At 63.5% G+C, this 12,489-nt stretch carries 11 protein-coding genes; 3 read left to right on the forward strand and 8 right to left on the reverse strand.

Annotated features, from left to right (window positions below):
* Positions 1–3: 3 nt before the first annotated feature.
* From ACIPZ8_RS13185 to tcyJ, 4 genes are all read right to left on the reverse strand, one after another.
* The gene (locus ACIPZ8_RS13185; RefSeq protein WP_400723571.1) at positions 4–1,245 is read right to left on the reverse strand and encodes an SfnB family sulfur acquisition oxidoreductase; all 1,242 of its coding nucleotides are present in this window, start codon (positions 1,243–1,245) and stop codon (positions 4–6) included.
* A 237-nt stretch (positions 1,246–1,482) separates the two neighbouring features.
* Positions 1,483–2,241, reverse strand: coding sequence for an L-cystine ABC transporter ATP-binding protein TcyN (gene tcyN / locus ACIPZ8_RS13190; protein ID WP_400723574.1), 759 nt, complete (start codon positions 2,239–2,241; stop codon positions 1,483–1,485).
* Position 2,242: 1 nt separating this feature from the next.
* The gene (gene tcyL, locus ACIPZ8_RS13195; RefSeq protein WP_027917633.1) at positions 2,243–2,911 is read right to left on the reverse strand and encodes a cystine ABC transporter permease; all 669 of its coding nucleotides are present in this window, start codon (positions 2,909–2,911) and stop codon (positions 2,243–2,245) included.
* Positions 2,908–3,702, reverse strand: a complete 795-nt coding sequence (gene tcyJ, locus ACIPZ8_RS13200; protein WP_400723578.1) for a cystine ABC transporter substrate-binding protein — start codon at positions 3,700–3,702, stop codon at positions 2,908–2,910. The genes tcyL and tcyJ overlap by 4 nt, the downstream gene beginning before the upstream one ends.
* 273 nt (positions 3,703–3,975) lie before the next feature.
* Here tcyJ and epsC point away from each other — a divergent pair, with 273 nt between their 5' ends.
* Both epsC and betT read left to right on the forward strand, forming a co-directional pair.
* Positions 3,976–4,908, forward strand: a complete 933-nt coding sequence (epsC, locus tag ACIPZ8_RS13205) for a serine O-acetyltransferase EpsC (RefSeq protein ID WP_400723581.1) — start codon at positions 3,976–3,978, stop codon at positions 4,906–4,908.
* A 213-nt stretch (positions 4,909–5,121) separates the two neighbouring features.
* Positions 5,122–7,083 (forward strand): choline transporter BetT, encoded by a 1,962-nt coding sequence (betT, locus tag ACIPZ8_RS13210; RefSeq protein ID WP_400724092.1) that lies wholly within the window; start codon positions 5,122–5,124, stop codon positions 7,081–7,083.
* 25 nt (positions 7,084–7,108) lie between these two features.
* On the opposite strand, the gene tauD is transcribed toward betT, so the two are convergent.
* The 4 genes from tauD to tauA are packed head-to-tail and all read right to left on the reverse strand — an operon-like array spanning position 7,109 to position 10,614.
* Positions 7,109–7,942 carry a taurine dioxygenase gene (gene tauD / locus ACIPZ8_RS13215; protein ID WP_400723584.1) on the reverse strand — a complete coding sequence of 278 codons (834 nt, stop codon included), beginning with the start codon at positions 7,940–7,942 and terminating at the stop codon, positions 7,109–7,111.
* 50 nt (positions 7,943–7,992) lie between these two features.
* The gene (tauC, locus tag ACIPZ8_RS13220; RefSeq protein WP_400723587.1) at positions 7,993–8,832 is read right to left on the reverse strand and encodes a taurine ABC transporter permease TauC; all 840 of its coding nucleotides are present in this window, start codon (positions 8,830–8,832) and stop codon (positions 7,993–7,995) included.
* Positions 8,829–9,617: a taurine ABC transporter ATP-binding subunit gene (gene tauB / locus ACIPZ8_RS13225; protein WP_400723590.1), complete on the reverse strand. Its 789-nt coding sequence runs from the start codon at positions 9,615–9,617 to the stop codon at positions 8,829–8,831. Before tauB ends, tauC begins: the two co-directional genes overlap by 4 nt.
* A 25-nt stretch (positions 9,618–9,642) precedes the next feature.
* Entirely contained in the window at positions 9,643–10,614 is a 972-nt protein-coding gene (gene tauA / locus ACIPZ8_RS13230) for a taurine ABC transporter substrate-binding protein (RefSeq protein WP_400723593.1), read from the reverse strand.
* 508 nt (positions 10,615–11,122) lie between these two features.
* Between tauA and ACIPZ8_RS13235 the strand changes: the two genes are divergently transcribed.
* Complete coding sequence (locus ACIPZ8_RS13235) at positions 11,123–12,472, forward strand: OprD family outer membrane porin (protein WP_400723596.1); 1,350 nt, start codon at positions 11,123–11,125, stop codon at positions 12,470–12,472.
* Positions 12,473–12,489 lie beyond the last annotated feature (17 nt).

The following is a 12,489-nucleotide window of genomic DNA, read 5'->3' on the forward strand; positions in this document are numbered from 1 at the left end:
AAGTCAGATCCAGGAATGCCGGGCGGGCAGGGTGCCGTTGAGGTGATAGGCGCCAATCGCGTGGTACTTCCAGCGCACCGGGTCGTGCAGGGTGTGCACCCGGGCATTGCGCCAGTGCCGGTCGAGGTTGAACTCGGCCAGGCTTGCGCGGCTGCCGGCCAGTTCAAACAGCTTCTCGCTGGCCTGCAGCGAGATCTCGGTGGTCAGCACCTTGGCCTCGGCCACGGCAATCGACGCCCGCGCTGCTGCGGCAGCATCGATCGGCCCGGCATTGACCTCGTCGAGCACGCGCGCGGCCTTGCGCAGCAGCGCCTCGGCGGCATGCAGCTCAAGTTTCAGGCGGCCGATGTCGGCAATCACGTAAGGGTCATCGCTGGCGCGCTCGACCTTGGCCTCGATCCATGGCCGGGATTTTTCTCGGACGAAGGTGATGGCGTCGTCGATGGCGGCCTCGGCGATGCCGGCATCGATGGCGGCCTGAATCAGCTGCGAGGCCGCACCCTGGATATTGGGGGTATCGCGCTGGCGCCAGTTGTCGATGACCAGCTCCGCATCGACCGGTACCTGGTCGAGCAGCACGGTACCGCTGGCAGTGGTGCGCTGGCCGAAGCCGGACCAGTCGTCGACGATGCGCAGCCCCGGGCTGCCGCGGCGGACGAAGGCCAGGCGCTGGCGGCCTTCGTCGTCCAGCGCCTTGACCGCCACCCAGTGGGCGAACAGCGCGCCGGTGGAATAGAACTTCTCGCCGCTGATGCGATAGCCGTCACCGCTGCGGCTGATCCTGGCCTTGAGCGTCAGGGTGTCCTTGGTGCCGCGCTCGGGGCCGGCGTTGCCGATGCGCCAGCCGTCCAGCACGCTGCGGAAGATCAGCGCCTGCTGGGCTTCGGTAGCGGTCAGGCGCAGCAGTTGCAGCATGCCGAACTGGTTTTGCGGAATCTGCCCCAGGGCCGGGTCGGCGGCGCTGATCAGGCGGAACACCTCGGCGACGGTTGCGAACGAGACGTCCGGGCCGCCGAAGGCCTTGGGCACGCTGATGCTGCCCAGGCCGCTGCGGGTGAACTGTTCGATTTCTGCCCAGGGCAGCTTGCGTTGCTGGTCGCGGCGGGCGGCCTGCTCGCGGGCGCTCGCGGCCAGTTCACGGGCAGCTTGCAGGGCTTCGGCGTCGTTGCGCAGGACCTTGGCCGGCAGCAGCAGGGGCGAGCTGTCGAGGTCGCTATGGAATAGGGTATTTGGCTGGGTGGTCATCAGAACCGAACCTCACAAAAGTGGATGCGTCGCTTCAGCTGATGGCGACAGACATTTGCTGGTCCGGTGGTCCGGTTTATATACCCTAATGGCTTATCAAAAGTTTATGAACTAACTCTTTGGAATATATATAGAAGAGAGGACTTTCAGTGGCCGTGCCGACGCCATCGCGGATAAATCCGCTCCTACAGGGCAGCGTGCAGGAGCGGATTTAGCCGCGATGAGGCCAGAGAGGGTTTACTCGGAGGCAGCAGTCCCGAGGAACTTGCGCAGGAACTGCCGGGTACGCTCTTCCTTCGGGTTGGCAAACAGCGCCTTGGCTTCGCCCTGTTCCACGATCACGCCCTTGTCGAAGAAGATCACCCGGTTCGCGACATCCCGGGCAAAACTCATCTCGTGGGTCACGATGATCATGGTGCGCTTCTCCTCGGCCAGGCCGCGGATGGTCGCCAGCACCTCGCCAACCAGCTCCGGGTCGAGGGCCGAGGTGGGTTCGTCGAACAGGATCACTTCAGGTTCCATGGCCAGCGCGCGGGCAATGGCCACGCGCTGCTGCTGGCCGCCGGAAAGGCGCCGCGGGTAGGCGTCTTCCTTGCCCGCCAGGCCGACCTTGGCCAGCAGCCGCCGGCCGAGTTCGATGGCCTGTTCGCGAGGCGTCTTCTTGACGATCACCGGGCCTTCGATGACGTTTTCCAGCGCGGTGCGGTGGGGGAACAGGTTGAAGTTCTGGAACACGAAGCCAGCCTGCTGGCGCAGGCGGCGGATCGCACTCTGCTGGCCGCCGAGCGGGCGGTTGGCATCGATGCTGATGTCGCCGATCTGGATCTGCCCGGCATCCGGGGTTTCCAGCAGGTTGAGGCAACGCAGGAAGGTGGTCTTGCCCGAGCCGCTGGGGCCGATGATGGCCACCACTTCACCGGGTTGCACGGTCAGGTCGATACCGTTGAGCACGGTCTGGCCCTTGAACTGCTTGGTCAGGCCTTTGGCGACGATCATCTCATTGCTCCTGGTCGTGCTGGTTGACCCGCGCTTCCATGCGGTTCTGGAAGTGCGCGAGGATGCTGCAGAGGATCCAGTAGATCACGGCAACGGCCAGGTACATGGTGAACACTTCAAAGGTGCGCGCGGTAATCAGCTGGGCCTGGCGGAACAGCTCGGGCACCTGGATGGTCGCCGCCAGGGCGGTGTCCTTGACCAGCGAGATGAAGCTGTTGCCCAGCGGTGGCAGCGCGGTGCGCAGTGCCTGGGGCAGGATCGCCCGGCGCATGGCCTGGGTGCGGGTCATGCCGATGCTGGCCGCGGCTTCCCACTGGCCGCGGTCGATCGAGGAGATCGCCGCACGCAGGATTTCGCAGATGTAGGCCGCCATGTTCAGTGACAGGCCGATCAGCGAAGCCGGAATCGGGTCGAGCTCGATACCGATCTGCGGCATGCCGAAGTAGATCACGAACAGCTGCACCAGCAGTGGCGTGCCACGGAAGAACGACACATAGACCCGGGCCAGCCAGTTCAGCGGCAGGATCTTCGACAACCGCATCAGCGCCAGGGCAAAGCCCAGCACCAGGCCGAAGAACATGCCGCCAACACTGAGCAGCACCGTATAACCCGCGCCCTTCAGCAGGAAGGGCGTGGAATCGGCAACGAGTTGCAGGCTTTCAGCAATCATTTGGTGACATCGGCACCGAAGTATTTCTTTGACAGCTTGGCCAGCGTGCCGTCGGCCTTGAGCTTGTCGATGGCCTTGTTGACCGCAGCCAGCAGCTCAGGCTCACCCTTGCGCAGGGCCACGCCGCTTTCCAGGCGCGAGAAGGCGTCGCCCGCCAGTTCGGTATCCTTGGCCTTCTGGGCGTATTCCAGCGCAGCCAGGCGGTCGATCAGGATGGCGTCGATGCGGCCGTTGCGCAGGTCGGCGAATTTGCTCGGGTCGTCTTCATAGGTGCGCACGTCAGCCTTCGGCACGTCCTGCTTCACCCATTGCTCGTAGTTGGTGCCCAGGCCCACGCCAACCTTCTTGCCGGCCAGGTCCTGCGCGCTCTTGATGTTCAGCTGCTCGGCCTTCTTCTTCAGGATCAGCGCCTGAATGCCGGAGATGGTGTAGGGCTCGGAGAAGTCGTACTTCTTCTTGCGCTCCTCGGAGATGGTCACCTGGTTGATCACCACGTCCAGGCGCTTGGACTCCAGCGCGGCGAGGATGCCGTCCCATTTGGTCGGCTGGATCTTGGCCTTGACCCCCAGCTCCTTGGCCAGCAACTCCGACAGCTCGACCTCGAAGCCGGTCAGTTTGCCGTTTTCGTCCTGGAAGCTGAACGGTGGATAGGTACCCTCGAGGCCGACGTTGATCACGCCTTTTTCCTGGATGGTCTTCAGCTGCTCGCCGGCGAAGGCCTGGCCGAGCAGGCCGGCGCCCAGCAGGATGGCCAGGCTGGCGTTGAGAAGCGGTTTGGCAAATTTCGACATGTCAGGCCCCGCGCTTGTTGTGGAAGTAGTGGGTGGCGACTATAGAGTTGGCTTTATAGGCCTGGAAATAATAAAAACTTATTTTGTTATTCCCGTTTTGATCGATGCTGGGTTCGGGCTGCTATGAGGGTAGGCCAGGATGCTGCCGCCGTCATCGCGGCTTATGCCCGACTTAGCGCAGGATGGAATAAAGCGTTGTTTTTTCCAAGGGACGGATTTGCCGTAGAGTGGATTACATAACGACAGATTGGCCACCTTCGGCAGGAGAACACCGTGAGCGAACAACCTTCATCTGGGCACTGGCAACTGCACAGCATCGTCAGCGGCCTGCGCGGCGCCCGCGAGCAATGGCGCAGTCGCAATGGCCGCAGCAGTGGCGAGCAGGGCGGACGCGAGCTGCCTTCGCGCGAGGCCATGCGGCAAATTCTCGAGCAGCTGTGCGGGGCGCTGTTCCCGATGCGGCTGGGCCCGGTCGACCTGCGTGAAGAAAGCGAGGACTTCTACGTCGGCCATACCCTCGACGCGGCGCTGACGGCCTTGCTGGCGCAGGCGCGGCTGGAGCTGCGTTACGCCGCACGCCAGAGCAAGGCGGAACTGCAGGGCATCGATGCCCAGGCGCTGCGCCTGATCCAGGACTTCGCGGCGGCCTTGCCGGGCCTGCGTGTGCTGCTCGATACCGATGTGCTCGCGGCCTATCACGGCGACCCGGCGGCGCGCAGCGTAGACGAGGTACTGCTGTGCTATCCGGGGATCCTGGCGATCATCCACCACCGTCTGGCCCACCATCTTTACAACGCGGGCCTGCCGCTGCTGGCGCGGATCAGCTCGGAGCTGGCGCATTCGGCCACCGGTATCGACATTCACCCCGGCGCCCAGATCGGCCAGAGCTTCTTCATCGACCACGGTACCGGCGTGGTGATTGGCGAGACCGCGATCATCGGTGAGCGGGTACGCATCTATCAGGCGGTTACCTTGGGCGCCAAGCGCTTCCCCAGCGATGAGTCGGGGACGCTGCACAAGGGGCTGCCACGCCACCCGATCGTCGAGGACGATGTGGTGATCTATGCCGGGGCGACGATCCTGGGGCGGATCACCATCGGCAAGGGCTCGACCATTGGCGGCAATGTCTGGCTGACCCGCAGCGTGCCGGCCGAAAGCAACATCACCCAGGCCAACCTGCAACTGGATTGCCAGGACAAGAACTGATTCACAAGGGGCGCCAATCGGCGCCCCGGTTCGCTTTGAAAGCCGATCCATGTTTAACTTGAACGCTTGTTCAATGAAAAACGCTGGTCCGCTGCCGGTGTTCAACAGGAGGATTCCTTTGCTGAACCCGTTCATTCCGAACCTCACGTCGATCGACGAGGTGCCTGTTTCATGAGTGCACCGTCCGCATCCCTTGCCACTGGCAAGATCCGCATGAACCCGCCGGTTTTCTACTTCGCGGCAAGTTTCATTCTCCTTTTCGGCCTGGTGGTCATCGCCTTCCCGCAGGCGGCCGGCGAGTGGCTGCTGGCGGCGCAGAACTGGGCGGCCAACACGGTCGGCTGGTACTACATGCTGGCCATGACCCTGTACCTGGTGTTCGTGGTGGTCACCGCCTTGTCCGGCTACGGCAAGATCAAGCTGGGTGCCGACCACGACGAGCCCGAGTTCAGCTACTTGTCCTGGGCCGGCATGCTGTTCGCCGCCGGTATCAGCATCACGCTGTTCTTCTTCTGTGTCTCCGAGCCGCTGACCCACATGCTCACCCCGCCCCAGGGCGAAGGCGGCACGGCCGAGGCCGGGCGCCAGGCGATGGAGATCCTGTTCCTGCACTGGGGCCTGCACGGCTGGGGCGTGTTCGCCTTCGTCGGCATGGCGCTGGCCTACTTCGCCTACCGGCATAACCTGCCGCTGGCCTTGCGTTCGGCGCTGTATCCTCTGATCGGCAAGCGCATCAATGGCCCTATCGGCTATGCCGTGGACGGCTTCGGCATCATCGCCACGGTGTTCGGCCTGGGCGCCGACATGGGCTTTGGTGTGCTGCACCTGAACGCCGGCCTCGACTACCTGTTCGGCATCAGCCACAGCCAGTGGGTACAGGTGATCCTCATCGCGCTGATGATGGGGGCGGCGGTGGCGGTAGCCGTGGCGGGTGTGGAAAAGGGCGTGCGGGTGATGAGTGACATCAACCTGTTCCTGGCCTGCGCATTGCTGCTGTTCGTGCTGTTCGCCGGGCCCACCCAGCACCTGTTCAATACCTTGATCCAGAACCTCGGCGATTACCTCGGCGCCTTGCCGCGCAAGAGCTTCGACGTCTATGCCTATGGCGAGCAACGTGACTGGCTGGGTGGCTGGACGGTGTTCTACTGGGCCTGGTGGATTGCCTGGGCGCCGTTCGTGGGCCTGTTCATCGCGCGCATCTCGCGTGGGCGCACCATCCGTGAGTTCGTCTTCGGCGTGCTGCTGATCCCGCTGGGCTTCACCCTGGCGTGGATGTCGATCTTCGGCAACAGCGCGCTGGACCAGGTGATCAACCACGGCATGACCGCGCTCGGCCAGTCGGCCTTGGACAACCCGTCGATGAGCCTGTACCTGCTGCTGGAAACCTACCCGTGGAGCAAGACGGTGATCGCCGTGACGGTGTTCATCAGCTTCGTGTTCTTCGTCACCTCGGCCGACTCCGGCACGGTGGTGCTGTCGACCCTGTCCGCCAAGGGCGGTGGTGCCGATGAAGACGGGCCGAACTGGTTGCGCATCTTCTGGGGCGCGATGACTGCGCTGATCACCAGCGGCCTGCTGTTCGCCGGTAGCATCGATTCGCTGAAGTCGGCGGTGGTACTCACCTCGCTGCCGTTCTCGCTGATTCTGCTGTGCATGATGTGGGGGCTGCACAAAGCCTTCTACCTGGAGAGCCAGCGGCAGATCGCGCAGATGCACTCGCTGGCACCGTTCGCCCAGTCACGCCGTGGCCGTGGTGGCTGGCGTCAACGCCTGAGCCAGGCCGTGCACTTCCCGTCGCGGGATGAGGTGTACCGCTTCATGGACGACGTGGTACGCCCAGCAATTGCTGAAGTGCGTGAGGTGTTCGAGCAGAAGGGCCTGGTGCTGGTGACCCAGGATGACCCGAGCCACGACAACGTCAGCCTGAAGGTTGGGCATGGCGAGGAGCAGCCGTTCATCTACCAGGTGCAGATGCGTGGCTACTTCACGCCGTCGTTCGCGCTGGGTGGGCTGGGTACGCAGGAATTGAAGAATCGCCGGTATTACCGGGCCGAGGTGCACCTGAGCGAAGGCAGCCAGAACTATGACCTGGTGGGCTACAGCAAAGAGCAGATCATCAACGACATCCTCGACCAGTACGAGCGGCACATGCAGTTTCTGCATCTGGTCCGTTAGATCGCCGGGGCCTCCCAGCTGCCAGTCAGAACGGCGCATCCCCAAGAATGGTCGCCCGATGCATCACCCGCCGATTCGGCCGGTAATCATCCACCGCAAAATGCTGGGTCACGCGGTTGTCCCAGAACGCCACGTCATTCTCCTGCCAGCGCCAGCGAATGCTGAACTCCGGCCGCGTCGCATGGCTGAACAGCAGCTTCAGCAGCGCCTCGCTCTCCAGTTCGCTCAGCTCATTGATGCGCGTGGTGAACCCTTCATTGACGAACAACGCCTTGCGCCCGCTCACCGGATGCGTGCGCACCACCGGGTGCGACAATGGCGGGTTGTTGCGCCGGGTCGCTTCCCAGCGCGCCAGGTCTTCGGCCGTGGTGCCAAAGCGCTCCAGCGGGAACGACTTGGTGAAGTCATGGGTGGCGGTCAGGCCATCGAGCATTTCGCGCAGCGGCGCCGACAAGGCTTCGAACGCGGCAATACCGCTGGCCCACAAGGTGTCGCCGCCATAGGCCGGCAACTGCTTGGCGCTAAGCACCGCGCCCAGCGCCGGGGTCGGCAGGAAGGTCACGTCGGTGTGCCACACGGCGTTGTCGCGCACGTCAGTGACTGCCGTGTCGAGGATCAGTACCTGTGGCGTCTCTGGCACGTTGGGGTAGATCGGGTGGATGTGCAGGTCGCCGAAACGGGCGGCGAAACGCGCCTGTTGTTCCGGGTTGATCGGCTGGTCGCGGAAAAACAGCACCTGGTGCTGGAGCAGCGCCTGCTCGATGGCATCGCGCTGTTCGGCGGTGATGTCGCGGCTGATGTCCACGCCGCTGATCTGTGCGCCGAGCGCCGGGCTGAGGGGAGTGATGGTCAGGCTCATGTCGGTCTCTTCAATTCAGGCGCCAGGCTGCTGGCGTGGTCAACAGGAATTCAGTGGCTCTGCCCGTGCCAGGGCACCAGCTTGCGTTGCAGGGCGCGCAGGCCCATTTCCAGGGCGAAGGCGATCAGGGCGATCAGCAAAATGCCCAGCACCACCACGTCGGTGACCAGGAACTGCGCCGCTGACTGCACCATGAAACCCAGGCCGCTGGTGGCCGCGATCAGCTCGGCGGCGACCAGGGTCGACCAGCCGACCCCCAGGCCGATGCGGATGCCGGTCAGGATGTCGGGCAGGGCGCTGGGCAGGATCACGTGACGGATCAGCTGCGCCTTGGTCGCGCCCAGCGACTGCGCCGCACGCAGCTTGGCCGGGTCGACGGTGCGCACGCCGGTGGCGGTGGCGATGGTGATCGGGGCGAAGATCGCCAGGTAGATCAGCAGCACCTTGGACAGCTCGCCGATGCCGCACCAGATGACGATCAGCGGCAGGTAGGCCAGCGGCGGGATCGGCCGGTAGAACTCGATCAGCGGGTCGAGGATGCCACGGGCCACGCGGCTGTAGCCGATGGCGATGCCGACCGGGATGGCGGTCAGGGTCGCGGCGGCCAGGGCCAGGCCGATGCGGCCCAGGCTGGCGCCCAGGTGCTGCCACAGGCTGGCGTCCATGTAGCCTTGGGTGAGCAGGGTCCAGGCCTTGGCCAGGATGTCGCCGGGTGAGGGCAGGAACAACGGTTCGATCAGGCCCGCGGCCGTTACCAGCCACCAGGCGAGCAGCAAGCTGGCCAGGGTCAGGGCGCTGATCCAGCGGGTAGACAATGGGCGGCGGGCCTGGGGGGCGGGCCGGGTTTGATTGTCGCGTTTACCGGCGACCGGCAGATCCAGGCTGCTCATGCGCGCTCCTGCAGGCTTTGGCGTTGGGAGAACACGCGGGCCAGGACATGCTCGCGGGTTTCGATGAAGCGTGGGTCGGACTTGATCGCCCGGGCCGACTCGCCAGCGGCGTAGCGCTGGCCGAAGTCCAGCTGCAGGCGCTCGACCACGCGGCCGGGATTGGGCGCCAGCAGCACCAGCTCGCTGGCGAGGAACACGGCCTCCTCGATGTCGTGGGTGATCAGGAACACCGGTTTGGCGGTACGTTGCCAGACCTGCAGCAGCAGCTCCTGCATCTGCTCGCGGGTGAAGGCATCGAGGGCGCCGAACGGTTCGTCCATCAACAGCACTCGCGGGTCGGCGGCCAGCGCCCGGGCCAGGCCCACGCGCTGCTTCTGGCCACCGGACAGTTGCCAGATGCGCCGCTCACCGAAGCCGTCGAGGTCGACCAGGGCCAGCATCTCGCGGGCCTTGGCCTCACGCCGTTCGCGTGGCACGCCGGCCAGTTCCAGGCCGAAGGCGACGTTGCCCAGCACGTTCTGCCAAGGCAGCAAGGCATCATCCTGGAACACCACGCCACGCTCGGCTCCCGGGCCCTGTACCGGCACGCCGTCGAGGGTGATGCGCCCGCTGCTCGGGGCGACGAAGCCGGCAATCAGGTTCAGCAGCGAGGTCTTGCCACTGCCGGATGGCCCCAGGGCCACCAGCAACTGGCGCGGCCCCAGGCTCAGGTTGATGTCGGCCAGCACCGGGGCGGTGGCGCCGGGGTACTGTGCGCTGATGCGCTCCAGTTCGAGCAAGGCCATGGCAGGCTCCGTGCGGTTGCAGTGTTTAGTTGGGGATGTACTGGGCGCTGACGTACGGCGAGTAGTCCGGCAGCACCGCGTCGACCTTGCCTTGCTGCTTGAGGAAGGTGGCCGTGTCGGTCAGTGCCTGGGTGGTGGGCGCACCCAGTTCCCTGGCCTGGTCGGCGGCCAGCGGGTAGACGTTACCCTGCAGCAGTACCGGGATATCAGCCGGCTTGGCGCCGGACAGCTTGGCCAGCTTGGCGACGTTGTCCGGGTTGGCCAGCCAGGCTTTAGGGTCCTTGCGGTAGTCGGCATAGGCGTCAAGGGTGACCTTGGCGAAGGCCTTGACCACGTCCGGGTGCTTGGCGGCGAAGTCCTTGCGCACGATCCAGGCATCGAAGGTCGGTGCGCCTTTTTCGGCCAGCTCGCCCGAGGTGATCAGCACCTTGCCGTTTTCCTTGGCCACGCCCAGGGCCGGGTCCCAGACGTAGGTGGCGTCGATGTCGCCGCGCTTCCAGGCGGCGATGATCGCCGGTGGCGCGAGGTTGAGGATCTGCACCTTGGACGGGTCGATGTTCCAGTTTTTCAGCGCGGCCAGCAGGCTGTAGTGGCCTGTGGAAACGAACGGCACGGCGACTTTCTTGCCGACCAGGTCCTGCGGGGTCTTGATGCTGTCGCGGGCGACCAGGGCCTCGCCGGCACCGATCTGGGTGGCGATGAGGAAGGTCTCGACCGGCAGTTTGCGGGTGGCGGCGGCAGCCAGCGGGCTGGAGCCGAGGTAGCCGATCTGTACGTCGCCGCTGGCCACGGCGGTGATCACGTCCGCGCCGTTATCGAACTTGCGCCAGTCGATGCTGGCCTTGCTGGCTTTTTCGTAGTTGCCATCGACCTGGGCCACCTTGGCCGGGTCGACAGTGGTCTGGTAGGCAACGGTCAGGTCGGCGGCCTGGGCCAACCAGCTGGCGCTGGCGAGGGTCAGGGCGGCGAACAGGCGCAGCGGAGCGTGCGGGATCATGGTGAACCTCTCGTCAGGCAATGGATGTATTGGATGGCGAGAAGACTAGATGATCTAAGAAATCGAAAATAAATAACTTTTTAGAATTAGCTTAGGAGCCAAACGCTTTAACGCTGGCCAAAGCCGGAAAAGGCAGAAAGGCGGCTGGCGCAACGGCAATCCGTAGCTAATCTACCTTCCCTTCATCACGAGCGGGTGTTGGTTGTTGGTCGGCAAACGTTTGCAAATAACCTAAAGGTATGATTGACGACGCCGATACAACTTTTCGCAGTAAAGGTTCCTACGATATTCCTTAAAAATCTTACAAATTCATAAAACGGTCATTTTGGATTTATAGGATTGTCATTATCCTGTAGCGCAGGGGGCGTCTTAGACCAAAGTCGAGAAACGTTTAGAAACGATTGACTTAATGGTCACGCTTTGGGGCTAATCGCCCATCCACGGCTGAGCGGGGCAACAGATCCTGCCGCCAGAGATACACAAGAATTAGAACGTAGAGGAGCAAAACATGTACAAATCCAGCCTGGCCGTGGCCGTGGCCGTGGGGGTTTTCGCCCAAGCAGCAGGTGCCGCCGGTTTCGTTGAGGACAGCAAGCTGTCGCTGAGCTCGCGCACCATGTATTACAACAACGACAACCGTGAAGCGCACGCCAGCAGCTCGACCAACTTCGAGCGCCCGGATCAGCGTGAGTCGGGTCAGGGCTTCAAGCTCGACTACATCTCGGGCTTCACCCCAGGCACCGTAGGCTTCGGTGTTGACGCTCAAGCACTGTGGGGTATCCACCTGGATGGTGGTGAGGGTTACCACAAGACCGGTTTCTTCCCGGATGACGGCAAGGGCGCAGCTGCCCAGTGGGCTCGCTTCGGCGCCAACGCCAAGGCTCGCTTCTCCAAGACCGAAGTCCACTTCGGTAGCGCCCTGGCACCGAACCTGCCAATCCTGGTTGCCAACGACGGCCGTCTGCTGCCACAAACCTTCGAAGGGGGCACCATCCAGTCGAAGGAAATCGACAACCTGACCGTCAACGCCGGTCAGCTGACCCACGCCATGGGTCGTGCTTCGAGCAACCGCACCGGCCTGTCGGTCGCTGGCGCCACTGCCGACAGCAACAAGTTCCGCTTCGGTGGCCTGGATTACAAGCTCACTCCAGACCTGACTCTGCAGTACTACTACTCGAACCTGGAAGACTTCTACAAGCAGCACTTCCTGGGCGCGACCCACGTCTTCAAGATCGCTGACGACCAGTCGTTCAAGACCGACCTGCGCTACTTCGACAGCAGCAGCGACGGCAACAACGGTCACGGCGGCGGCTACAACTTCAACAACAACGGTGGCTATGCCAAGAACACTGGCAAGGTCGACAACAAGACCTGGTCCGCCATGTTCACCTATACCCTCGGCGGTCACGCGCTCATGCTCGGCCGTCAGCAAGTCAGCGATGACGGCGGTTTCGTCTGGCTGAACCAGGGTAACGTGGTTGACGGAAACGGCAACAACGAAGGTGCCGCCGGCTCCAGCTTCTACCTGTTCACCGACAGCATGATCAACCAGTTCGCCCGTGCTGGTGAGAACACCAACTTCGGTCAGTACTCCTATGACTTCGCCTCGCTGGGCGTACCGGGCCTGAAGGCTTCGGTTGCCTATCTGCGCGGTGACGACATTCGCTTCAAGAGCGGCCACGGCACCTACAACGAGTGGGAGCGGGACGCACGCGTCGACTACACCATTCAGCAAGGCACCCTCAAAGGCCTGGGCTTCAGCCTGCGTCAAGGCGTTTACCGTGGTGGTAGCAACGAAGCCAGCGCCGACCAGGACCAGACTCGCTTCATCGTGAACTACACTTACAGCTTCCTGTAAGTCGTAGCCACACAGAA

Source organism: Pseudomonas sp. NPDC089422 (assembly GCF_044749405.1).
Classification (GTDB): Bacteria; Pseudomonadota; Gammaproteobacteria; order Pseudomonadales; family Pseudomonadaceae; genus Aquipseudomonas.